Source organism: Anaerosporobacter mobilis DSM 15930, assembly GCF_900142955.1.
Taxonomy (GTDB): Bacteria; Bacillota; Clostridia; order Lachnospirales; family Lachnospiraceae; genus Anaerosporobacter; species Anaerosporobacter mobilis.
Genome location: NZ_FRCP01000020.1, coordinates 1 through 24,532, shown reverse-complemented (window position 1 = coordinate 24,532; position 24,532 = coordinate 1). Strand labels below are relative to the sequence as shown.

General features: G+C 33.9%; 19 protein-coding genes and 1 tRNA gene. 5 read left to right on the top strand and 15 right to left on the bottom strand.

Annotation, left to right across the window (positions count from 1 at the left end):
• The first annotated feature begins 2 nt into the window (after positions 1 to 2).
• Positions 3 to 797, top strand: a complete 795-nt coding sequence (locus BUB90_RS18170) for an ABC transporter ATP-binding protein (RefSeq protein ID WP_073290017.1) — start codon at positions 3 to 5, stop codon at positions 795 to 797.
• A 159-nt stretch (positions 798 to 956) separates the two neighbouring features.
• Here BUB90_RS18170 and BUB90_RS18165 read toward each other — a convergent pair whose 3' ends face one another.
• The 6 genes from BUB90_RS18165 to BUB90_RS18140 all read right to left on the bottom strand — a co-directional run bounded on the left by BUB90_RS18165 (position 957) and on the right by BUB90_RS18140 (position 9,491).
• Complete coding sequence (locus BUB90_RS18165; RefSeq protein ID WP_073290015.1) at positions 957 to 2,510, bottom strand: Na+/H+ antiporter NhaC family protein; 1,554 nt, start codon at positions 2,508 to 2,510, stop codon at positions 957 to 959.
• Positions 2,511 to 2,648: 138 nt separating this feature from the next.
• Positions 2,649 to 3,590 (bottom strand): DUF4349 domain-containing protein, encoded by a 942-nt coding sequence (locus BUB90_RS18160; RefSeq protein WP_073290013.1) that lies wholly within the window; start codon positions 3,588 to 3,590, stop codon positions 2,649 to 2,651.
• Between the two features lie 104 nt (positions 3,591 to 3,694).
• Entirely contained in the window at positions 3,695 to 4,162 is a 468-nt protein-coding gene (locus BUB90_RS18155; RefSeq protein WP_073290011.1) for an Lrp/AsnC family transcriptional regulator, read from the bottom strand.
• A 381-nt stretch (positions 4,163 to 4,543) separates the two neighbouring features.
• Positions 4,544 to 5,827, bottom strand: coding sequence for a glycosyl hydrolase family 18 protein (locus BUB90_RS18150; protein WP_073290009.1), 1,284 nt, complete (start codon positions 5,825 to 5,827; stop codon positions 4,544 to 4,546).
• Positions 5,828 to 5,965: 138 nt separating this feature from the next.
• Positions 5,966 to 7,399 (bottom strand): spore germination protein, encoded by a 1,434-nt coding sequence (locus tag BUB90_RS18145; RefSeq protein ID WP_073290007.1) that lies wholly within the window; start codon positions 7,397 to 7,399, stop codon positions 5,966 to 5,968.
• Positions 7,400 to 7,757: 358 nt separating this feature from the next.
• Complete coding sequence (locus BUB90_RS18140; RefSeq protein ID WP_073290005.1) at positions 7,758 to 9,491, bottom strand: glycoside hydrolase family 13 protein; 1,734 nt, start codon at positions 9,489 to 9,491, stop codon at positions 7,758 to 7,760.
• A gap of 355 nt (positions 9,492 to 9,846) precedes the next feature.
• On the opposite strand from BUB90_RS18140, the gene BUB90_RS18135 reads away from it, so the two are divergent.
• The gene (locus tag BUB90_RS18135) at positions 9,847 to 10,851 is read left to right on the top strand and encodes an asparaginase (RefSeq protein WP_073290003.1); all 1,005 of its coding nucleotides are present in this window, start codon (positions 9,847 to 9,849) and stop codon (positions 10,849 to 10,851) included.
• Positions 10,852 to 11,107: 256 nt separating this feature from the next.
• On the top strand, positions 11,108 to 12,118 hold the full coding sequence (gene asnA / locus BUB90_RS18130) for an aspartate--ammonia ligase (RefSeq protein WP_073290001.1): 1,011 nt from the start codon (positions 11,108 to 11,110) through the stop codon (positions 12,116 to 12,118).
• A gap of 293 nt (positions 12,119 to 12,411) precedes the next feature.
• Here asnA and BUB90_RS18125 read toward each other — a convergent pair whose 3' ends face one another.
• Together BUB90_RS18125 and BUB90_RS18120 are read right to left on the bottom strand one after the other, a co-directional pair.
• The gene (locus BUB90_RS18125) at positions 12,412 to 12,978 is read right to left on the bottom strand and encodes a manganese efflux pump MntP (protein ID WP_073289999.1); all 567 of its coding nucleotides are present in this window, start codon (positions 12,976 to 12,978) and stop codon (positions 12,412 to 12,414) included.
• A 245-nt stretch (positions 12,979 to 13,223) separates the two neighbouring features.
• A complete protein-coding gene (locus tag BUB90_RS18120; RefSeq protein ID WP_073289996.1) occupies positions 13,224 to 14,210 on the bottom strand; it encodes a DUF4358 domain-containing protein in 987 nt (328 codons plus the stop codon).
• Between the two features lie 657 nt (positions 14,211 to 14,867).
• Here BUB90_RS18120 and BUB90_RS18115 point away from each other — a divergent pair.
• Positions 14,868 to 16,910, top strand: a complete 2,043-nt coding sequence (locus BUB90_RS18115) for an endonuclease MutS2 (protein WP_073289994.1) — start codon at positions 14,868 to 14,870, stop codon at positions 16,908 to 16,910.
• Between the two features lie 274 nt (positions 16,911 to 17,184).
• Here BUB90_RS18115 and BUB90_RS18110 read toward each other — a convergent pair whose 3' ends face one another.
• From BUB90_RS18110 to BUB90_RS18095, 4 genes are all read right to left on the bottom strand, one after another.
• The gene (locus tag BUB90_RS18110; RefSeq protein WP_073289992.1) at positions 17,185 to 18,024 is read right to left on the bottom strand and encodes a pyridoxamine kinase; all 840 of its coding nucleotides are present in this window, start codon (positions 18,022 to 18,024) and stop codon (positions 17,185 to 17,187) included.
• On the bottom strand, positions 17,990 to 19,003 hold the full coding sequence (locus tag BUB90_RS18105; RefSeq protein WP_073289989.1) for a carbohydrate kinase family protein: 1,014 nt from the start codon (positions 19,001 to 19,003) through the stop codon (positions 17,990 to 17,992). Before BUB90_RS18105 ends, BUB90_RS18110 begins: the two co-directional genes overlap by 35 nt.
• 85 nt (positions 19,004 to 19,088) lie before the next feature.
• Positions 19,089 to 19,868 (bottom strand): TrmB family transcriptional regulator, encoded by a 780-nt coding sequence (locus BUB90_RS18100; RefSeq protein WP_073289987.1) that lies wholly within the window; start codon positions 19,866 to 19,868, stop codon positions 19,089 to 19,091.
• Positions 19,869 to 20,419: 551 nt separating this feature from the next.
• Complete coding sequence (locus BUB90_RS18095; RefSeq protein WP_073289985.1) at positions 20,420 to 21,157, bottom strand: NAD-dependent protein deacylase; 738 nt, start codon at positions 21,155 to 21,157, stop codon at positions 20,420 to 20,422.
• Between the two features lie 131 nt (positions 21,158 to 21,288).
• Here BUB90_RS18095 and BUB90_RS18090 point away from each other — a divergent pair, with 131 nt between their 5' ends.
• Complete coding sequence (locus tag BUB90_RS18090) at positions 21,289 to 22,053, top strand: MBL fold metallo-hydrolase (protein WP_073289982.1); 765 nt, start codon at positions 21,289 to 21,291, stop codon at positions 22,051 to 22,053.
• A gap of 173 nt (positions 22,054 to 22,226) precedes the next feature.
• Here BUB90_RS18090 and BUB90_RS18085 read toward each other — a convergent pair whose 3' ends face one another.
• The 3 genes from BUB90_RS18085 to BUB90_RS18075 form a co-directional block, all read right to left on the bottom strand.
• Entirely contained in the window at positions 22,227 to 23,303 is a 1,077-nt protein-coding gene (locus BUB90_RS18085; RefSeq protein WP_073289980.1) for an SGNH/GDSL hydrolase family protein, read from the bottom strand.
• A gap of 74 nt (positions 23,304 to 23,377) precedes the next feature.
• Positions 23,378 to 24,172, bottom strand: coding sequence for a pyrroline-5-carboxylate reductase (proC, locus tag BUB90_RS18080; RefSeq protein WP_073289978.1), 795 nt, complete (start codon positions 24,170 to 24,172; stop codon positions 23,378 to 23,380).
• 270 nt (positions 24,173 to 24,442) lie between these two features.
• Positions 24,443 to 24,516: transfer RNA gene (locus BUB90_RS18075), tRNA-Met, on the bottom strand.
• Positions 24,517 to 24,532: the final 16 nt, after the last annotated feature.

Sequence of the window (24,532 nt, the reverse complement as noted above, 5' to 3'; positions counted from 1 at the left end):
TTATGTTATATATAGAAAATCTACACAAAACATTCAATGCAGATACCATTAATGAAAAGCAAGTATTAAAAGGTGTGAATCTTCATCTGAATCCTGGTGATTTCGTTACCATAATTGGAGGAAATGGTGCTGGTAAATCCACCTTACTTAATATGATTGCCGGTGTTCATCCGGTAGATAGTGGCTCCCTCAAATTAGATGGAATAGATATTACCAAACAACCTGAACATGTTCGTGCCAAACTATTAGGTCGTGTTTTTCAAGATCCTATGAAAGGTACTGCTGCCAATATGGAGATACAGGAAAATCTTGCGCTTGCCTATCGCCGTGGTAAAAAACGTGGTTTAAGATGGGGCATCAGTTCAGATGAGAAACAACAATATGTAGAAGTTTTGAAGACACTTGATCTAGGACTTGAAAATCGCCTTTCTTCTAAGGTTGGTCTATTGTCAGGTGGTCAACGTCAAGCACTTACATTATTAATGGCAACATTAGTAAAACCAAAACTATTATTATTAGATGAACATACCGCTGCACTTGATCCTAAAACAGCAAAAAAAGTACTTGATTTAACCGAGACTATCGTAGAATCTAATAATTTAACTGCACTTATGGTTACGCATAATATGAAAGACGCCATCCACATCGGCAATCGACTGATCATGATGCATGATGGTAATATTATCTTTGATATAAGCGGAGAGGAAAAGAAGAACTTACAAGTCTCTGACCTTCTTCAAAAATTCGAACAAGCAAGTGGTGGTGAATTTGCAAACGATCGTATGATGTTAGCTTAGTTGTAAACGGACTTTTAATTATAAGAATAAGAAAAACAATCCAGGGAAGTTGTGGCTATTACGAATATGAACGGTACGTCATAGCCATTTATCTTCTCTGGATTGTTTTTCTTGCTCTATATATTACAAATACACGCTATCATAGTATAATAAAATACACTAGTTATTCACATTAGAATAATCAATCGGATCCTTCTTGGTAGCTGCTTTGTTTAATACAATTATCGCTACAATCAATAGACCTAATGATATTATAAACGGTACCACTGCGCTCTTCATTACTCCCATTAACAGATATCCACATATGCAACAAGCTGCAACAACGCTTGCATAAACCAACTGTGTAGATACGTGGTCCATATGGTTACATCCTGCTCCTGTGGAAGATAAGATTGTTGTATCAGAAATCGGAGATATGTGATCACCATATACTGCCCCTGCTAAGATTGATCCAAGTACTGGATATAACAAAGCTCTTGTTGTCTCTGACGAACAGATTGCTACTCCAATTGGAATCAACAAAGCCATGGTTCCCCATGAAGTTCCCGTTGCAAATCCTAAGAATCCAGCAATTACGAATACCATAACTGGCAAGATAAATATTGGGAAGCTTGCGTCTTTCACAAGATTTCCTACATATCCTCCCGTATTAAGATAATCTGTACTACAGATTCCACTAATTGTCCAAGCAAGGATTAAGATTGTGAAAGCTGGAACCATTGACTTAATCCCTTCTGAAATCTCATCCACAAATTGGCGGAAAGAAAGAATTCTACGAATAGAATATTGAATAAATGTAAGTACTAATGCACCAAAACTACCTATTACTAAAGAAAGTGAGGAATTACTTTCGCCAAAGGATGCAAAGAAACTATTTTCCCCCGTTAAGCCACCACCAGTATAAGCCATAGCTAATACGGTAAATACCATTAATGAAACAATTGGAATTACAAGATCAATTACTTTACCCTTTTTCTTCTCTGTCTTATCTTCCGTAACAATTATCTCGTTTCCAGAGAACAAGTCTCCACGCTCTATGGCATTCTTTTCATATCGAGCCATTGGTCCAAAGTTTACTTTTGATAAACATACAATTATAACCATAACAATTGTTAAGATTGCATATAAGTTATATGGAATAATCTTAATAAATGTCGTCATACCATTACCTGCACCCGCATCCTGAATATACGTTGCTACAGATGCCCCCCAACTTGAAACAGGAGCTATGATACATATTGGTGCTGCTGTTGCATCTATTAGGTACGCGAGCTTAGCTCTACTAATTCTATGTTTATCGGTTAGCGGTTTCATAACAGTTCCTACAGTAAGACAGTTAAAATAATCATCAATAAAGATAAGACCTCCAAGAGCCGATGTTGCTAATGTTGCTCCTCTTCTTGTCTTAATCTTACTTGCTGCCATTTCTCCGTATGCTGCTGATCCGCCTCCCCTAGTAACAATCGCTACCAATGCTCCAAGTAGGGCTAAGAAGATTAAGATGTAGACATTCTCACCCATCTTCTCGCCCATAACTTCAAACGAAGTAACTACCATCTCAATTACATTTCCATTGGTATAGATAAGTGATCCAACCAAAATTCCTGTCAATAATGACATAATAACCTCTTTGGTAATCAAAGCTAAGACAATTGCAATAAGAGGAGGGAGTATGGATAAAAGTCCATAGTTTGCTGCTTCTAATACTTCCATTCCTTTATTCCTTTCCATTCTTATATAATTTTAACTATTTAGTCGCTCAATTTAAAATTCGTCCTTTTACATCTTTATATTTATAACATGAATGGAACAGTCTAGCAACATGAATGATTTTCCAATTAGTTTATTTATTTAAGCTTTATTTTCTGGATTATTCGTAATTTGTTTTTTTCTCTTTTTATTAATAACTATGACAACAACAACTATTACAACTGACCAAAATGCGATATAAGGAATATTAGAAACAAACCAAATTATGAATCCTGTGAAACCATCCTTAATATCATAAACGGTATCTTTAAAACCTGCTTTCATTTTTTCCCAAGTAGATTCATTATCTACTTGTGGTGTATAACGAATTACTTCCTGAATTGATATCGTAACGGTACTGTATTCAATGAGGTTATCATATGTCCTTAATTGTGATTCATAAGATTCTAACTCATATCGAATCTCTGTTAAGCGGTTCTCTAATAATATGATAGAATCCAAATCAACTGCCTTTTCAATTAATTCAATTAAACGCTTTTGTTCCACCTTAAGTACTTTTACATGACTTTGCATATCTACATAATTCACTGTGACATCTTCTGCAGACATATTCTTAGATACCACATTCCCTGTCTTACTAACTTTATTGACAAAGGAATCTAGCTTATCCGCTGGTATCCTTGCTGTGATATTACAATACCGATTCGTACTACTTAGTAAATCACTCATATTGATGTTCTCTGCGTATCCACCTAGAGTAGTAATCTCAGATTCTATAGAATTTACTACTTTGTCAAAATCTTGTGTCTCTAAATCAAGTGACACATTACGAATAATCTTCCGATTTGTATCGACACGAGTCGCATTCGGTACTTCCCCCTCCGCACTTGAATTCGAAGTAGCCGTATCTGTCGTAACACCAGATGTTTCTTTCATTTCCTCTGTGGCTGTATATCCTTCGTCCATCGCCACATCGCTCTTATCCATCTCTTGATGAATGTTCATATCTTTTTTACTTGCACAGGCCGTAAAGAAAACACAAACAAGTACTAGTACCATTACTACTTTAAACTTACTCTTCATAAAAATCCCTCCTGTTAACTCATTTATATATCTCTATGAATTAGACGAGAGGGATTACTATTTGGTTCCATTATTTATTTTAAATTATGTAACTTTCTATACAATTATAAATTACTTACGCCGGCTTCAACATCCTCTGCAGTTATGGAGATTCCTCTATGTGGAACTGATGTTGAGAACACGATCTGGGTTTTTGTTGTTCCAAACTTTTGTAGATGACCAATGAAGGAATCAAGTTCCATTGTACTTGGAAAACATACTTTAATTAACATTGAATAACTTCCTGTTACACAATTACATTCTATAACGTTCGGGCATTGTTGTACGAATGGATAAAACGTATCCTTTTTTGTTGGTGACATTTCAAGATTAATGAATGCTGTAATATGATATCCTAATTTAATTGGATTAATACTTGCATGATATCCGGTTATAATGTTCTCTTTTTCTAGACGTTCGATTCTTGCTGCTACTGCAGGTGACGATAAAAACACTTTTTCTGCCAATTGTTTGAGCGAGTATCTAGCATTTTCTTGAAGTAAACCAATTATTTTTTTATCAATCTTATCCATTCCGATACCTCCAATTATACGATTATTTTACGAGCATTAGTAACATTACGTTGTATTTAACATTAAATAATTAAGTTAAACGTAAAAAAAAGCATAGGTATAGCACCTATGCTTCTTTGCAATCTTTTTTTAGTTATATATTTTCTTTATTATACAATGTTAATTTAAGTTTTTCAAGCTTTTTCTTACTATGAATACAGAAGAATTTTATAAAAACTAAAAATGTTAATAGTACGTTCATAGTTCTTTCATAAATGCTACATACCTAATACACATTTAGTTGTTATTATAGTTATATCAAATAAGTTAATTATCTTTTATATAGATTTTTTTCATAACATCCCCCCTCTTAGGAGCCCCCAACGGCTCCTCCTTTTTTGTTTAAAGAACTTTTAAGATATTATATAAGGAATTAAGTACAGCCCAGTTTTGAGGGAAGTACTTCATGAGATTCCAATAGCTAGCACCATTAAGTGCATATTCATTAACTAATAGAAGTTTTTCATTAATACTTCTAGCATCTTCAAACCAAACAACATGCTCTATTCCATCTGTACTTCTGTAATTATAATACGGTGTTTTTGCTACTTCATCAAAGCATATTGTCGCACCATATTCTGCCGCTTGCTCAACTGCCTCCACATTACTTAAAGATCTAGCTCTTGATTCCCCACTTACAAAAGGTAGTGCCCAATCGTATGCATAGTTTGGTACTCCCATGAAGATCTTATCTGGTTCTATCTCTGTAACAGCATAATCTAAAACTTCCCTTACCTTATTAATTGGAGCTACTGCCATCGGTGGACCATATGTATATCCCCATTCATATGTCATTAACATAACTTTGTTAGAAACTTCTCCTATGCCCCTGTAATCATGTCCTTCATATAAAAGCCCTGGTTGTTCTGTCGCAATCTTAGGTGCTAGGGCAACAGTAACTACAAATCCTTCTGCATTTAACTTTGTAGTTACATTCTGAATAAAGTCTACATATGCCTGTCTATCAGCAGGGTATATATACTCGAAATCAATACCCAGACCATAATATTGTTTTTCTCTTAAGTTGATAAGAATATTATCTATTAATCGGTTCTGTGCTTCCATATCATTCAATATTTGATTTGCCAGTGCACTACTAAAGCTACCTTCAGGTGTTAATGTTGATATTAACATTAAAGGAGCCACCCCATAATCTCTAGCTAAATTAATTATATTCTGATCGTCTATACCAATTAATTCTCCTTCTGGTGTGAACCCATAGGTAAAAACCGTAATATACGTTAAAAAAGGTAAGGTCTTTTCCAGTACTTCCATATCAATAGACGGATATAGATACCCATTAACCTCCATATCTCCAATTTTATCTCCTTCGTATTCAATCACAATTTGTTGTCCTACATATAGATAAGGGAAATCCGCAAGTCCTGGATTGTTTTGTAATAGTGTGATTACACGTACTCCGTTTTTCTGTGCTACGTCAAAAAGTGTATCTCCCTCTTCTACCGTATATATCCTCTTAGGATACAGAATAACCAGTGTCTGTCCAATAACTAAGTTACATGGATTGGTTAATTCATTATCCTCAATAATGCGATTTGGTGTTGTATCATAATCTAATGCAATACTATAAATGGTTTCTCCTTGCTTCACTACATGTATTACCATATGTACTCCTTCCTACAGAAGGTTCGTACCAAGTTTGCATATATTACATCATTCTTAGTACGATACCTTTATTCCTTATATATATTTCTTAACTTGATGGTTCATTTATACCCTAATATATGTCCTAGCATTGCTAAGTTAGAACTTTTGGTTACCTGCTTTTTCACTTGCTGGTAAAGTAACTCTAAAAAGATGTTTCATAAGAACTCTAAAGTCAAAAGGAATAAGTGGATATATATAGTTATAACCGGTTACTGTTCTGTTGAATATAATCGCACATGTAGTTAACAAAATACCTACAATAAATCCCCACTGACTAAATAGCCCTGTTATAATCAATAAAAAGATACGCATGAATTTAAGTGCGTAACTCAGTTCATAGCTAACTTGCGAATAATTTGCAATAGCAACAAATGCCATATAAAGCATTACCTCTGAATTAAACCAGCCTGAACTAACTGCAAAATCACTTAATATAAATGCTGCCACAACACTGAACGGTGTAGTCATCATACTGGGTGTATTTAGCGCTGCTAATTTAAGTGCATCAATAACAAATTCCAGTATAAGTAGTTGAAAAATAATCGGTATATTAATTGTATCCGTAATCCTAATAAACTCTAACCCTTTAGGAATCCAATCCGGATGTTGCATAAACAATACGAATATAGGTGTTAATACTAATGCAATTATATTAATAATAATTCTTGAAAGACGTAGATATGTCCCCGTAATTGGTGGAAAGTAATAATCAGCCGACTCTTCCATAATACTAAATATTGTTGCAGGAAGAATCATTACTGAAGGAGAATTATCAACTATGATAACTACTTTCCCTTCTAATACGGATGCAGCTACTGCATCTGGACGATCCGTATAACGAAATTTTGGAAACGGATTAAACCAACTACCCTTATACATACATTCCGCTAAACTTTCCTGACTCATGGTAAGTGCATCTATTTTAATCTTCTTAATCTTATCAATTATGTTGCTTAGAAGTTTTTCTTCCACGCGATCCTTCATATAGCAAACTACAATATCGGTATGTGAAGAGCTTCCTACTTCCATCATCTGCATAATAAGATTTGGGTTACGTATTCTACGTCTAATGAGTGCGGTATTGGAGACCAACGTTTCTACAAATCCATCCCTAGCTCCTCTCATAACCTTATCTTTATCAGGCTCTTCTACATTTCTTGCTGGATATGTTCTACAGTCAATTACTAGTACTTTTTCATATCCATCCACCAATAAACAAGTCACACCTGATAGGATACGTGTAATGACGGTATCCATTTTATCCACTAAGTCAACTTCACCATATGGCAGTAACTTATCTTGAAACTCTTCCGGTGTACATTCAACATCCTCTTTTTTAAGATGTGCAAAGAACTCCATTAACTTTTCTAAGATTTCATCTTTTACAAAACCATCTACAAAATAAAGACAACATTCTTTTTCACCAATGGTTATCTTCCTATTGATAATATCAAAATTATCATCAACTATTAGCTCTGCATCCAAACGCCTTTTATTAGATGCAATGTTTTTACTTATTGAATTTATCATATAACAAACATACTCCTTATGTTGTATTTAACCTATATTGTTTACCATAGCTTCCTAATTATTCATATTTTCCAACTAATTGATAAATAGCATGACCTAGAGTATTATCTGTTACAAAAGCATTCAATAATGAAAAAGAAAGTGTACCAAAAGGTTGCGACTATTTTGTCTTGGCCTTTTTGGTACACTTTCCTTATTTATTGGGGGAGTATTCTTTATTATATACCTTACTGACTACGTGTGAAGCTAAGCGAGAGTGGGTTACGGATGAACTCCGTTTGACATAACATGCTCACAAATAAATTTGAGCAAATAGACGAAATTAAATTTAGTTTTTACACTCTAACCAATTATATAATTATAAGTCCTTCAGAGCGTATAGAACCATAAAGTCCATAGGTTCTACCACTAACTCTCTACCACCTTCTATAACTTCTCCATTACGTATATTACAATAAGTACCTTCTTCTAATTGATATATAAGTTTCTCTTCTTCGCTATTATTAAGGAAAACTATCGACTTCTCTTGCTTAAGAACTCTTTCATATACTAAGAATTGTTGTTTTGCAAGAAGGGTATTAAACTCTCCATCCACAAACTCCTTATGTTCTCTACGAATGCTTGCTAACCATTTGAAATGTTCGAATAGATTCGTGTCTTGTTCTTCTTTATCCCAGATCATACAACGTCTGCAATCAGGGTCATTGCCACCTTCTAACCCCACTTCATCTCCATAATAGATGTAAGGTATACCAAGGTATGTGTATTGGAAAACTGTTGCTAATTCTAGTCTTCTCTTTTGGCCGGAAGCATCTGTGACAAAACGTGCTGTATCGTGTGAGTCAAGAAGATTTAACATCTGTTTATGAAGATCTTTACGAAGGGAATGTTGTCTAATTGCCAATGTCTCAATGAAGTTCTCAGCAGACATTTTGCGAAGCGCAAAGAATTCTAATACGGATTCACGAAACGGATAATTCATCGTAGAATCTAATTCATCTCCCCTACAGAAAGAGTTCCCCATATGCATAATTTCACCAATCACGATTGCCTCTGGATTTACTTTCTTCACACGTTCATAAAATTTCTTAAGAAATCCATGGTCAATCTCATCACACACATCCAAACGGAATCCATCTATATGGAACTCTCTTAGCCAGTAGCTTGCTACATCTAAGAAATACTGTACCGTATCAGTATTACTCATATTTAGTTTTGGCATATTCCCATATCTATCGTAAAAAGTTACATAATTAAGTTCCCTTTGATTAATCGGATAAGACTCAATATAATACCAATCTCTATATACAGACTTCTCACCCTTGTTCATAATATCTTTGAATGCAAAGAAGTCATCTCCAGAATGATTGAATACACCGTCTAATACAAAACGTATGCCTCGTTTATGTGCTTCCTCAATTAATTCTCTTAACTCTTCTTTGGTACCAAATTGTGGGTCAATCTCATAGTAATCCTTTGTATTATACTTATGGTTAGAACACGATTGAAAGATTGGGGTTGTATAGATAATTGTAACTCCAAGTTCTTTTAGGTAATCTAACTGCTTTGTAATTCCTTTTAAGTCTCCACCAAAGAAGTCATGATTACCTACAACTCTTTCTCCCCAAGGCTTAACCCCTTCTGGATCATTGTTATGATTTCCATTACAGAATCGGTCTGGAAAGATTTGATACATTACACCATCTTTCGCCCATTCTACTTGCTGATAGAAATCTCCTGGGCAAAGATAAGGGAATTGAAAAGTTTGTGGTACATCTGGCCTTTCGTTCATAATACCTCTTTCATTATAGTAGAAAAAGTTTCCCTCCTTGTCTATTAATTCAAAGAAATATCGAAACTTCTTATCTACATTAACCAGTTCCACTTCGTAATAATCAAAGATCTCACTTCCTTGAATGCGATTCATCAAAACTTGTTGAAATGGTTTTTCATATTGATGTCTATCTTTATAATAAACAGTAACATTCTTGATATCCTCTTTCGCGGCTTGAATTTTCAAATATAACGTATTCTCATCTATTGCATACGCATATGGTACATCTGGTGTATGGTATATTCCTGCTTTAATCATAATTTTCCTCCCAACAATTGTATTGTTATATTATCTAAAAGTGTAATTTTTTATTAGTGGTTTATTATGTACTACTATTTCATAATAACACATATAAAATAAATGTCAAATAATATTTTCGTATTTTTTCGTATTTATTCTTAAAATTACATATTATTAACTTCAACAAAGTATTCCTTTCATTTTCACCCTACATCTTTACCTTTCATCACCAAATAGATTTTTTCCGAATCTCTTACTTTTATTTACATATTGTATTTTCCCATTGATTTTGCTATACTTTATCAGAAATGATATGTAGTATTATAAAGGATCTTGTCATAAATACGTGTAATTATTAATGGAGGATGGAAGAATGACACAAGAGAAAAAACGGATTTTAGTGCTTGCAACTGGCGGAACTATTGCATCACAGTCAAGTGAAGAAGGATTAATTCCCGCACTAAGTATTGATAATTTATTCTCAAAAATCACCGGATTGAATGAGAATTATGATATAACAGCAAAAGATATTCTTCATCTCGATAGTTCTAATATACAACCTGAAGAGTGGCAATTAATTGCTAACCATATATATGAATCTTGTTATGATTATGATGGAATCGTAGTAACACATGGTACTGACACTATGGCTTATACCACAAGTGTACTTTCTTATATGCTTCAAAATATTCCGATTCCGGTGGTAGTAACGGGGTCTCAGCTACCAATCCTTAACCCCTTAACGGATGCAATGGATAATCTACGTTGTGCCTTCGCTATGGCTGCAACAGGAGTTCCAGGTATCTTCTTAGCATTTAACCGTAAGATTATCTTAGGATGTCGTGCGGTTAAAGTCCGTACAACTGGTTTTGATGCATTCGAAAGTGTTAACTGTAGATATGTGGCTACTATTGATTCTAATGGACTAAACATTAGTCATAAACTATTACCTAAGACAGATGGTACATTTACATTAAGGGATTCTGTATGTTCCGATGTTTTCTTAATTAAGCTAACTCCAGGATTAAATCCAGGAATCTTTGATATGCTCTTAGATATGAATTATAAAGGTGTAGTAATAGAAGCTTTTGGCGCTGGTGGATTACATTTTATTCACCGTGACCTTATCTCCAAACTACAAAAATTAGTCGAACACAATATTCCTGTAGTCGTATCTAGTCAGTGTCTATATGAACGAAGTGATTTATCGATCTACCAAGCTGGACAAAAAGCATTAGAAAAAGGTGTTATACAAGCCTATGATATGACAACAGAGGCTACTGTAACAAAACTAATGTGGGCTCTTGGTCAAACAAATGATTTGAATGAGATTCGAAACATCTTTTCAACAAACTTAGTTGGAGAGATTAAATTATAGAATCCTAAGTTTCATTTGCCCACATAAGTAGTTTATGATATAATAAATGGAGTTTTCATTACTACGCAGTGATAAAACCAGAAAGTGTTTTATATAACTTATATAGGAAAGAGGTTGTTGCAATAGGATTTCGATTCACCTGCTTAGCAACAGCCCCTTAGATACATACTCCCTACTATGCAGTACAAGGGCATAAATAATCAAGTCCTTACAATGATGCTAATTAATTTTATAAAAATAAAGGAGAACACGAAGAATGAAGAATCTTATTATTCCAGATGGTTATCAACCAGCCATAGACATAAGACAAACAGAAGTTGCAATCAAAGATGTAAAAGACTTTTTTGAAAGAGAATTGGCGAAAGAATTAAACCTTACAAGAGTATCTGCTCCCTTGTTTGTAAAACCAGAAACAGGTCTTAATGATAACTTAAATGGGGTTGAGCGTCCTGTAAGCTTTGGAATTAAAGAACAAGATGACGCCAACGTAGAGATTGTACATTCATTAGCCAAATGGAAACGTCTTGCCCTTCAACGTTATGGTTTTACGGTTGGAGAGGGTTTATATACAGATATGAATGCCATTCGACGAGATGAAGATACGGATAACATTCATTCTATCTTCGTTGACCAATGGGACTGGGAAAAGATTATTACCAAAGAAACGCGTACAGTTGAGACCTTACAAACTATTGTTAAAAATGTCTACAATGCCTTAAAAGCTACTGAGAAGTTCATCTGCAATAAATATACATATGTAAATCCAATTATGCCAGAAGAAATCTCTTTCATTACAACACAAGAATTAGAAGATATGTATCCAGACTCTACACCTAAGGAAAGAGAATATAACATTGCAAAACTAAAAGGTGCAGTCTTTATTATGCAGATTGGTGGTGCATTAAATTCCGGAGAAAGACATGATGGTCGTGCACCTGATTACGATGATTGGTCATTAAACGGTGACATTATTATGTATTACCCTGTACTTGATATTGCTCTAGAGCTCTCTTCTATGGGTATACGTGTTGATGAAGAAACACTTAGTAAACAGCTTGAAATCTGTGGCTGTATGGACCGTGCTGAATTACCATTCCAGAAAGCATTATTAAACGGCGAATTACCATATACAATTGGCGGTGGTATTGGTCAATCAAGAATATGTATGTTCTTCCTTCGTAAGGCACATATCGGTGAAGTGCAAGCTTCTATCTGGCCAGATGACATATCAGAATATGCTGTAGCAAACGGAATCGCTCTATTATAGGCATAATACCAAAAAAAGTTATACTTTGTAAGTAATTTATTATGAGGCTGTTGCAAAATATAGTTTGAATATCTATAACATATTTTTTCAGATAGAATGCATTCAAATGCAATATAAAAAAACAATCTTCAGCCAATTATCTGGCAAGAGTAGACACATAGTGTCTACATCTGGACAGATAATACGTGAAGATTGTTTTTTTGTTGGTGTGTGAAAACATTCCATCTGAAAAACATGCGAAAGATTTAATTTTGCAACAACTCTTTTTGTTTTTAAATAAATATAAATAGTAACTATCCTATTAACCCTAGATGTTCAACTAAGATCTTAAGGCCTATTATAATTAAGATTGTACCACCTAGTAATTCTGCTTTTGATTTATACTTTGTCCCGAATACATTGCCAATCTTTACTCCTATGAATGATAATACGAACGTAGTAATACCAATTAGACAGACAGCCATAACAATCTTAACTTGTAAGAAGGCAAACGTAATACCTACCGCAAGTGCATCAATACTTGTTGCAACAGATAAAATACAAACATATTTAAGACAAAACTTCTTTTCTTGCTTTTTATCTTCATCCTTATCTAACGCTTCCTTAATCATATTTCCACCAATAATAGCAAGTAATACGAATGCAACCCAATGATCAATAGACGTTATATACTGTTGAAAATTCTTTCCTAGTAGATATCCTAATAAAGGCATTCCTGCCTGGAATCCTCCAAAGAAGAGTGCTAATATACCAGCGCGCTTCAGATTCAGTTTTTTCATGGAAAGTCCCTCACAGATTGATACAGCGAAAGCATCCATTGATAATCCAACCGCTAATAAAAATAATTCAAAAAAGCTCATGTTCACGTATCCTTTCTTCTTGTTTTATAAGAAGCCCGCAACATAGAAAAAGACCTGTCTGCAACAAAAAAACATTGCAGACAAGTCTCATTATTTAAAATAAAGCCAGATGTTCTCCATCAGTATGTTGACTTTATTACACTACGTGCTAACTACTCCCTTATCTAATAAACAATAGAAAGTTTACTCATGAACTTTCTATTCTCATAAATTATAATAAATATCAATATAGTTGTCAAGGATGGTTATTTATTCAAAACTTTTTTAATTGCCTCTATAGCAATTGCGTTTTGTTTTTCATAAAAAGAAAGTAATTTTCCTTCATTCTCTTCTGTATCATTAGATTTTCCTAACATAATGAAGAACACGTAATCTCCAACTGTAACAACTTTTGAAGCTTTAACTTTAGGCATATTCATTGGATATTGGTGTGCATCTTCCTCAAGATACTTTTTATATTTTACTAAAGCTTTTTCCACCTCATCCTTCTTACCTGCTACGGGATGAACTGCTATGAAGGTGTCCACATTAAAGGACAACATTGGTACCTCTGCTACCACAGCATCATATAAATTTGATTTTAAGCCTACAACTTCAGATAGCATATCCTTAGATAAAGAAGTTTGTGGTTTATAATCATTCCCATATGCTTTTTTAACAGCTGTCAAGATATCATCTAATTCACTCTTAGCTGATTTCTTCTTAACGGTCACTGCACATGTAAACTTCTTATTATCAACTTTTGCTGTAATTGTTGTTTTACCTGCTACCACACCCTTTACTTTACCAGATGAAGATACACTAGCAATTTTACTATTGCTTGATGTCCAGGATACTTTTTGTGTATTTCCATTCAATTTCAGTGTGAAGCTGCTACCAACTGACACTGTTTTAGATTTTGAACTCATAGAAACACTTTCAACTTTAACAGTACAAGTATATTTCTTACCTGATACAGTGGCATATACCTTTGTAGTACCTTTCTTAATTCCTTTGACATATCCTTTTTCATCAACTGTTGCAATGGATTTGTTAGCAGATTTCCAGGTAGCTTTTTTACTTGTACCTGTAACTTTTACTTGTTCTTTTGCCCCTATTGCTACCTTGATGGATGACTTATTCAATGAGGTTGCTGCCTTTACTATCTGGTTTGTTGGACCAAATACAGATAAAACCATAACTAGACATAACAAGATACTAAGTCTTTTTACATTTTCCTTCTTTTTGATCATAATAACTCTCCTTTATACTTGCAGATCTTCCTCTGCTGAATTTAAGTATGTGTTACGTATAATACATACTTTATACAAGTATTGTCTCATACATTAGTTATCGTCCCTTCTCACAGAACATTAATACCTAATTATGTATTAATTAATAATATTATACTAATATACCAAGTATAGCGTCAACCTATATAAGCTACTTCATAATATTACCACATTATAACATGCTTCGTAATTTACCTTAAACCGCTCAAAATTATATTTGACAATAGGTTCTATACTATGATATATTGAATGTAATAATTTTGGAAGGATGGTGTTGTATGTTAACGGTTGATAAAATGGTGATTACGAATTAAATAGTAATGATGAGACGATTGCAGATTCCTGCTCGTACTCTGCCCTTTTATAGAGCCACATACAATATCTTTATATATTACTTGATAGACTAAGTAAGGTTGAGAGTGTGTTTCTTTCAATCTTTTTTTGTGTCTTTCTTTGGTGTATCTATATGCAAATTGCATTCTATCTGCAAGGTTCTTATATTACTAATCATTCGTAATCCCACATTTAATGACGAAATAACCATTTAGTTAAACCAATACTGAATGTAAAGTAACTTTTCATTTACCAACTATTAAATAAGAAAAGAAGGATTATGCAATGAATACAAATACAAATGCAATTACATCTCTTGATTCCAACCTATTAATACTAGAACTTGATAAGATTCTTTCTAGGCTAATTGAATATGCTGTAAGTGACTCGGCTAAAGAACAAGTATCAAATCTACGCCCATATCTAAGAGAGGACGAAGCCCGCCGTAAGATGGATGAGACAACACAAGGTAGAAGACTCTTTGATTACCTTGGTAATCCACCTTTATCAAGTATGCAAGACATGAAGGACATCCTTTTATGCTGTGAACAAGATGGTGTCTTATTACCTGAACAACTTACTATCATAATGCAGTTCATAACAAGTTGTAAACGCCTAAAACGCTACCTAGAAAGAGGTAATGATCTACAACTTACACTAACTTCATATGCCTATTCTATTGACACTTTAGATGCCTTATATGAAGAATTGTCTAAATCTATCTATAATAATCAAGTAGATGACAGTGCCTCCACAGACTTAAGAAATATTAGACGTAAGATTGAAAGTTCACAAACTGCGATTAAGCAAAAACTAGAATCCTTACTACGGAGTAAGCGCGAATATTTTACTGACTCTTACGTCTCCACAAGAAATGGTCACTCTGTACTTCCTGTTAAACGGGAATACAAACATCAAGTGAGCGGTAGTGTTATTGATATGTCAGCCACCGGTTCCACTTACTTTATTGAACCAACCGTTGTATCTAAACTACAAGAAGAGATCTCAACTCTTCGTATTATGGAAGACAATGAGATACGCAAGATTCTCTATATTCTAACCTCCTTTGTATCAGATTCAAAGGAGGCGCTGCGTACCAATATGGAGGTTATGGAGACTCTTGACTTTATCTTTGCAAAAGCAAAATTAAGTGCAGACTTAGACGCTCATGAAGTAACTATAACAACTACTCCAACCATTCATATTGAAGAAGGCAGACATCCACTTTTAAATCAAAGCGACTGCGTACCTCTTACATTTCATATGGATGAGAGTATAACAGGGATTGTCATTACAGGACCGAATACTGGTGGTAAGACCGTAGCTCTTAAAACAGTAGGGTTACTCTCAATAATGGCACAATGTGGTCTACACATACCTGCAAAGTCTAATAGCACAATTGCCATGCATAATATAGTTTTATGTGATATTGGCGACGGACAGAGTATTACCCAAAACCTATCCACCTTCTCCTCTCATATTACGAATGTTATCCACATAATTAAGACAGCAACGGTGGAAAGTCTCGTATTATTGGATGAGTTAGGTTCAGGAACTGACCCTGCTGAAGGTATGGGTATTGCAATATCAATCTTAGAGGAACTTCGATCCATCCCATGTCGATTTATTGCCACCACTCATTATCCAGAGGTAAAAGAATATGTAGCCCAAACTAGGGGATTAATTAATGCACGAATGGCATTTGACCGCGAAAGTTTACGTCCACTGTATCAATTAATCATCGGTGAAGCTGGTGAAAGTTGCGCTTTATATATAGCCAAACGACTAGGATTGCCAGACCATATGTTAGATATAGCAAAGCAATATGCATACAAAGAAGTATCTTTGGACCAGACAACGAGAAGGCAATCCAGTTCGGTTTATACTGCTAATAACTCCACAAAGGATGTTATTAAGAAGAATGTTACTAAGAATGACATTACTAAGAATAGTACCGCAGATAAGAGGAATGTTCATAACTCCGTTACAAAAAACGACTCTCCCTCTCTTGTAAAAACCAATCCTAAGAAACTTGATAAAACCATTGCCAAGAAGTATCAACTTGGTGATAGTGTTATTGTATATCCTCAAAAGATTCTAGGCCTTGTATATGATCCAAATCCTAATACCAAAGGCGAAATTGGCGTACAGATTCGTGGTAAGAAACAGCTTGTTAACCACAAACGTATCAAGTTAAAAACATCTGCTTCCGACTTATATCCTGCTGATTATGATTTTTCTATAATTTTTGATAGCGTAGAAGTCAGAAAAACTCGTCATCAAACAAATCGTATGTACCGAGAGAATACTACTGTTATTATTGATTAAAAACTACTGGTGTAAACGTGTTATAGAAGTATTTTTCGTGTTTTAAGTTTTATATTTTTAGATTCATATAACAATAAAAAGACAATCTATATGGTTTTATATAGAGTCACGGATCTTATTATCTGTAACTACATACAAAACCATTTTAAAGATTGTCTTTTTCATGTAAAATTCTCATTTCTTTATATTTATAATCTCAATAGTTTATAAGAAATAAATGGAAGCATCCTGATTTGGTGTAAGCTATACTAATCTACACTAATAACGTTTCTCGTTACAATAATTTCTTAAGAAGAGGCTCTAATATAACTCCTTCTCGTCTATCATACTCATATCTTTCACTTTCCACTAAACATTCCACTACAAATGTATGTGCTCTCTCACATGCCCTTAATATGGAATCCCCCTGCAAAAGAGACCCACAAAAAACTGCTGCAAAGATATCTCCGGTACCATGGTAAGACTTGCTACATTTCTTAAAGGATAATAAATCAACTCTGTCTTTATCAGTAATCACTATACCTATTTCTTCTTGATTACTAATCGGTATACTCGTTACTACAGCTCCCTTTATTTTATAATTGTCTAGATTCTTATACCATTGATACGGTACGACATTTTTATTATTATAGACTACATCTATACTTTCTTCGAACAGTAAACAGTACTCTGTATAATTAGGAACAATAATATCTGCATAAGGTAATAAAGTCCTCATCTGCATAACATACTCCATAGTAAAGTTAGAATAGCATGACCCATTATCACCAAAGATAGGATCTAGTATAACTGCTACTTCAGGGTGTACTTCTCTATAATTTGTTAAGAATAGTTTTACTTCTTGAATTCTTTCCTGCGTCCCAAGATAGCCAACAAATATCATATCAAATTCAATATTCTGATCAAGATAATGTGTAAGACAGCCTGTCATATATCCATCTATTGTTTGTATATATGGTTTCCCATATCCTCCAGTATGTGTGGATAATAACATGGTAGGAACCTGGCAAACTTCAATTCCCATAACACTAAGAATTGGTACAATATTTGCCATAGCCGCCTTGCCGACTCCACATATATCATGTATTACTGCAATTTTCTTTACTGGTTTCATAATCCACTTTAACCCCTTTTATATCATATGTAAGCTGTTTTGATAGGCTGAATAATTCCTCTTCCGTAAGGAAACCTACTGCACCACCGTTATCACCAATCTTATAAGATGCAAAGGTTATCGCATATTTAAGAGAGTCGATAGCAGACATTCCTTTTATATAACAATGTAAAAAAGAACTAAATAGCGAATCTCCCGCACCAACTGTATTAATAACATTCCTTGTTGTTACGGCTCCTATACGAATAAGCTCATCATTTTCTCTACTATATAACAACGCACCTTCTTTTCCTAGCCCCATAATAATTATTTTACAAGAATATCTGTTTTTTAACCTAATCATGAATTCTTCTTTAGAATCTGAAATGTTTTCATCACTTAAGAAAAGAATATCTGCTGCTTCCATGAATTCTTTATTATACTCATCTTCAATATCACCAATCACATGTACATCCGTAGCTATACAGATGTTTCTTTTCTTTGCTTCTTGTAATAATGGCCTTGAAAAATTAATATTACAAGCACACAATAAATCTGCCTGTGCAAATTCTTCTATTATATCTTCTACCTGATACGTATGTTCTTGTATATCCTTCAAATCGCAATAGCATTGTCTTCTTCCATCTAAATCATATAGTATTAAAGACTGTGGTGTCTTCTTCAACTCTTTTTTAATCCCCTTAGTATCAATCCCATGTTTGCCTAACTCATGCTCAATACGGTGTCCTTCTTCATCCTCTCCCGTATAGGATAGTATGGCAACTTGATCTCCTAATTTTTGAAAGGCTCTTGCCAAGTTATAACCAACACCAGAAATCCCCGTACTAATCCCATCCGTTGTAAAATCTATTGGGAAATATGGAATGGGAAAGCCATGCACTTTAACCGTTGTCTCTACATTAATAAGTCCTGCAATAATAACCCTCTTATTATTCATATTTGCCCTCTTATTATCCATATCTCTCCTCTTATTATTCATACCTCTCCTCCAGTTAGCATGATACTTTTTTTATAACTCTATAAGGATCTTACTACCTCTTTTTGATTTCATAAAAAGCACTCTATTATCTCTTTTCAAGCATAGTGTCAATTGTAATTGTTTCATCAAATACAAAGTTCTTCTTCTCTTTCAAACGTAATAGATAGATATCATTATGAATATGTTCTGCTATAATGGAAACCATCAAGCTGTTTTGTGTAACTGTACCAAGAAACTCTGGTCTATCTTCATATGCATCCGCAACTAAAGTTACGTTCATATCTGTTACTAGCATCATTCTTGTTGGATGACCTTCAATACATTCTCCTCTATAGTGAGAATAGAATTCAATATCTAGACCACTACAATTTAGATTTGCAAAAGAGAAAACGATAACACGAACGCCGCGTTTCTTCAGAATTTTAAATTCCTTCTCAAACAAATGTAGAGAAAAATCGGTATTCATATACACTTCTTTCTCAGCTTGTAATAACAATTCTCTTGCTTTCGCTATAACATTCTCAAGCCCCTTAAGATTAAAGAACTGCTCTTGCGAAGAATCCTTTGCAATATTCTTTAGTTTTAACTGAGCTACATCCGCATTTTCAGAAAATTGACGCTTTAATTTGGGTATTAAAGTATCCGGTTTCTCCGCTTTATACACAAGTGGTTCTCCTGGTAATAACATAAGGATTCCTCTCTCATGCATACTATCTAATACTGAATACACGCTCGACCTTGATATATGAATCTTCTTGGCAATTTGATATCCTGTTAGTTCTCCGCCTTCCAGTAACGTCACATAAATCTGTGCCTCTAACTTTGTAAAATGTAAATTGCATAGATACGTAATTAACTCTTCCAAAATGTCTCCTCCAAAAAATAATAGTAGTACAGTATATACTACCATTATAGGATTATTTGTATTTTTGTCAACAAAAAGAACAGGGTATGCTATTTACATACTCTGTTCTAATAAATTTCCCTTACAATACCTCTGCTTAACAATATTGTCTGGGGCTTCTTAATAATACGTAACAAATAAAGAAGCTATAACTATAATAAAGTAATTTATACACTAAAAAATTACACACTTAAAGAATTAACTGCACTGTTAATATTAAAGAAGCGTATTATAAAAAAGCTAATTAGAAAATATAATTGGAGCTTATCTTGATAATATTTTAGAATATAAAGGAAATAAGAGTTGATAGATTTGATCACTTAGCATTTGTATCAGACGTGATGTAATTACAGCATACAAATTACTTTTATTTCCATTATTATACATCAAATTATGACTAAAGTCTAGTATCTTTTTACTATTTTTTTGTTATATTTGAGCATATTTTATCAATTTATATAAAATATGCTCAAATAATACTTTATTAATGTTACTTTCTGTTTTTATTTCTATTACAACGCTTCCATAACTCTTATAAAAACTTCACTAATATCTTCACTAATAACTAAATCAGCCCTCTTATCCGCAGATGTTGCACTTTTATTAATTAATATAATGTTTTTTCCCTTAAAGTAATTAATTAATCCAGCTGCTGGGTAAACCACTAAGGATGTTCCCCCTATAATTAAGGTCTCCGCTTCTGAAATAGCTTGTATCGCACCTGATAGTACTTCTTGATCTAAACCTTCTTCATACAAGACAACATCCGGCTTAACTACACCACCACAACTTTCGCACTTTGGAATCCCCTCTGCCTTTAATATATAATCAGCTTCATAAAATGCTTGGCATCTTGTACAAAAATTACGGTGGACAGATCCATGAAGTTCATATACAGTCCTGCTTCCTGCCATTTGGTGCAAACCATCAATATTTTGCGTTACAACAGCTTTTAATTTTCCCATATCTTCTAACTTTGCTAATGCTATATGACAGCTATTAGGTTTTGCTTCTGGATATACCAATTTATCTTTATAGAATTCATAGAAATCTTCTGGATAACGTACGAAAAATGTATGGGATACTAATTGTTCTGGTGTAAAAGAACGTTTTAATCTTTCGCTAAATAAGCCCTTGGAACTCCTAAAGTCCGGTATATTAGAGGCTGTTGATACACCTGCACCACCAAAGAATACAATATTATTACTATCTCTTATTATTTTAGATAGCTGTTCCGTCTTCCCATTCATGAAATCATCTCCGATCCTTTTTCTCTATTATAACACAATCCTAAACTAACGTTTATTTAATCATTACATTTCTTGTATTACTATTATTCTCATGATATACTACTGAATAAACAAGGAAGGAATCGCTCAATATGAACGAATGGTTTACTGTAGAAATACTAGATAATGATAGCTATATAATAAGTGAATATAACCACTGGGAAGAAACACACTGCTATCTTTTACTAGGTACTAACAAAGCCGCTTTAATTGACACTGGACTAGGTGTATCTAATATTAGAAATGTTATTGATGAACTGACCCAATTACCGATTTCCGTAATTAACACTCACGCACATTGGGACCATATTGGAGGACATCATTTATTCGAAGACATATCCATTCATACGTTAGAAGCAGACTGGCTATCCAAACAATTTCCAATTCCACTCCAGCTAGTAAAATCTAATCTACTAAAAGAACCCTGCCAATTTCCACAAAACTTTAATATTGATACTTATCAAATCTATCAAGGACTTCCTACAACTATATTAAACGATGGTAACGTAATCGATCTTGGTAATAGAAAACTTCAAATTTTTCATACCCCAGGTCACTCCCCTGGCCACATATGTTTATATGAAGAGTCAAAAGAATATTTGTATTCAGGAGATTTAATCTATACAGGTTGCTTGGATGCTTTCTATCCAACCACAAATCCATATGATTTTATGAATTCAGTTAGTAAAATGAAAGATTTACCACTAAAGAAATTACTTCCTGCACATCATTCTTTAGATATATCGACAACTTTAGTTTCTGACATCTTTAATGGATTTAAAGAGATTTACGAATCGGGTAGATTAGTACAAGGAAATGGGGTTTTTGAATTTCAGAACTTTAGTATTCATATATAGCCCCCTATAACTGGAAACTGACACCTATCTTTGGAGATCATGATCATTGAATACTGTTATTTATTCCGAATCTAGTGTATTTTAATTTGTTAACTCTTAAAACTGCCTATAATAAAAAGCACGTAATAATACAGTTGATATATAAAACAACTTTATTAATACGTGCTAATTCCTTAATTCCAATACAGCCATTCCCTAACAACATAAGCAATCTGTCTAGCTACTTTTTGATGTGTAATTGGAGTCGGATGACCGTGTGTTCCTAACCCATCCTTTTCTTCTTGTAAAGGAAGTGCAAGAAACCTTATCTTATCATCACCATTCTCCTGCTTACTTAAAACCTGTCTTTGCTCTATCTCACATAGCTCTTGGTTCATGCTACCTAACACACATAATATATAAGCTTGTTGGTTTCTCATTCTTACTTGATCAAGGAATTTTCCATACTCATTAGCAAAATACTCTTGTCTCTCTTTTATTCCCCTTGTATAACTTGCATCATTGGTTCCAAGATATATTACCACCAAATCAGGAATATATCTTTTATTATCCCAGACTTCGTATGTAGTATTCTGTAAAGACCGATCTAACTCACCATCTGCATATTCATATAAAGCTGGCATTAACCATCTATCTAGAAATGGTTCATTTACCGTCTCATCTACATAATTAGTTATTATTCCAATACCACTCCAGCTGACTAATTGGAATTCGGCATCTAACAATTTTGCCGTCTGGCAAGCATAAGCAAGCATCGGATTCTCTTCTTTTGTTGTAAATAAGTCCGAATTACTCTCTCCTTCTACTCCGTAACCACAAGTAATGGAATCACCTATGAACTCAATTTTTCTTAATTTCCTTGGTGGTGGTGACAATAATTCTCCTTCCAGTAAAATAGATTGAAAACCTAATTTACTAAATGCAGATTCTGAATATTTCATAAGCCTAATTGAAACTTCTTGTTCCAATGTAGATTCAAAAACAGTATACGTCTCTTGTCTACTACTTAATTCTATTCTTTTAACAGGTTCCTCATTATTATTAATAAATACTGCTAAACAGGCATGATAGATATCTTCTTTATCCTCCTTGTCCTTATACAAATCTGTTAGTAAGGACACCTCAAGCTTAGTCCCCTTAAAACGAAATTCTATATAAGACGCAGAGTGGCCTAGATATAAAATCTGATTTTTCCATGTATGTCTACCAACAATATTACATTGCTTTATCTTATCTAATATATTTATCATATCTAAAATTCCTACCCTATCCTTTTAAACTTATACAATCCGATACTACTTCTTTACTATGATATATAATGTTCTTATAAACTTTTTGCTTTATCAATACATGCTTTTACAGCTTCCATCACACTGCTTCTAAAACCTTCTTTTTCAAGCATGCGAACTGCTTCAATTGTAGTTCCACCTGGAGAACATACCATATCCTTTAATTCTCCTGGATGTTTTCCGGTATCAAGAACCATTTTGGCACTACCAAGTACAGCTTGAGCAGCAAATGTATATGCTTTATTACGTGGCATCCCTGCCGCTACTGCACCATCAGCCAAAGCTTCAATGAACATAAACACATAAGCTGGCGAACTACCGCTTACACCAACTACAGCATCCATTAAATTCTCAGTAATAACCTCGACCTTGCCAAAACCAGCTAATATAGAAGCTACCAAATCAGCCTCTTTTTCAGTAACATTCTTGTTATAGCACATAGCCGTAATTCCTTCACCCACTAACGCCGGTGTGTTTGGCATAGTACGTACAATCTTTAATTCACGTCCAAAAGCTGTTCTTAAGCCCTCTAAGGTCTGTCCAGGAGCTATTGATATAAATATCTGATTCTCTTTAATAAGGTACTTAATTTCGTTAATAACACTGCTATAAAACTGTGGTTTAACAGAAAGAACAATGATATCCGATTGATCAACTACTTCCTTATTATCTTTTGTAACCTTAATACCGAGTGTATCCTTAGCTACCTCTAAAGACACATCATTTAAATCTGAAGAAATAATATCGCTGCTTGCAATAATATTATTCTTGATAATACCACCTAACATAGCATTTGCCATGTTTCCACAACCTATGAATCCTAATTTCATCTTTTACTCCATGCATATCGTAATCTAGCTACAACACTGCCATCTATATTTTAATAAAATAGCGCATGGCTCCTTTCTTAATAATACGATTATCTAACTTATACTTACATTGTACTAAACACTTTCTATACTAAACTTACATCCATCAACATGTCAATACTTTTACGCACTACTAAAATAAATTATCATTTAAACAAACTACTCCTCTATAGAAATCAAAAAAGTGGAAGCGTTAATTACTCAACACTTCCACTCTTCTTATTAATCAGATTGCGGGGGCAGGATTTGAACCTACGACCTTCGGGTTATGAGCCCGACGAGCTTCCAGACTGCTCCACCCCGCGACAATATTTACACTTT

Coding starts and splice junctions, on each gene's coding strand:
- BUB90_RS18135 (WP_073290003.1), top strand. CDS start 9,847: ATGACACAAGAGAAAAAACGGATTTTAGTGCTTGCAACTGGCGGAACT.
- BUB90_RS18160 (WP_073290013.1), bottom strand. CDS start 3,590: ATGAAGAGTAAGTTTAAAGTAGTAATGGTACTAGTACTTGTTTGTGTT.
- BUB90_RS18150 (WP_073290009.1), bottom strand. CDS start 5,827: ATGGTAATACATGTAGTGAAGCAAGGAGAAACCATTTATAGTATTGCA.
- asnA (WP_073290001.1), top strand. CDS start 11,108: ATGAAGAATCTTATTATTCCAGATGGTTATCAACCAGCCATAGACATA.
- BUB90_RS18120 (WP_073289996.1), bottom strand. CDS start 14,210: ATGATCAAAAAGAAGGAAAATGTAAAAAGACTTAGTATCTTGTTATGT.
- BUB90_RS18140 (WP_073290005.1), bottom strand. CDS start 9,491: ATGATTAAAGCAGGAATATACCATACACCAGATGTACCATATGCGTAT.
- proC (WP_073289978.1), bottom strand. CDS start 24,172: ATGAAATTAGGATTCATAGGTTGTGGAAACATGGCAAATGCTATGTTA.
- BUB90_RS18095 (WP_073289985.1), bottom strand. CDS start 21,157: ATGAATGGGAAGACGGAACAGCTATCTAAAATAATAAGAGATAGTAAT.
- BUB90_RS18115 (WP_073289994.1), top strand. CDS start 14,868: ATGAATACAAATACAAATGCAATTACATCTCTTGATTCCAACCTATTA.
- BUB90_RS18170 (WP_073290017.1), top strand. CDS start 3: ATGTTATATATAGAAAATCTACACAAAACATTCAATGCAGATACCATT.
- BUB90_RS18105 (WP_073289989.1), bottom strand. CDS start 19,003: ATGAATAATAAGAGGAGAGATATGGATAATAAGAGGGCAAATATGAAT.
- BUB90_RS18145 (WP_073290007.1), bottom strand. CDS start 7,399: ATGATAAATTCAATAAGTAAAAACATTGCATCTAATAAAAGGCGTTTG.
- BUB90_RS18110 (WP_073289992.1), bottom strand. CDS start 18,024: ATGAAACCAGTAAAGAAAATTGCAGTAATACATGATATATGTGGAGTC.
- BUB90_RS18155 (WP_073290011.1), bottom strand. CDS start 4,162: ATGGATAAGATTGATAAAAAAATAATTGGTTTACTTCAAGAAAATGCT.
- BUB90_RS18165 (WP_073290015.1), bottom strand. CDS start 2,510: ATGGAAGTATTAGAAGCAGCAAACTATGGACTTTTATCCATACTCCCT.
- BUB90_RS18090 (WP_073289982.1), top strand. CDS start 21,289: ATGAACGAATGGTTTACTGTAGAAATACTAGATAATGATAGCTATATA.
- BUB90_RS18085 (WP_073289980.1), bottom strand. CDS start 23,303: ATGATAAATATATTAGATAAGATAAAGCAATGTAATATTGTTGGTAGA.
- BUB90_RS18125 (WP_073289999.1), bottom strand. CDS start 12,978: ATGAGCTTTTTTGAATTATTTTTATTAGCGGTTGGATTATCAATGGAT.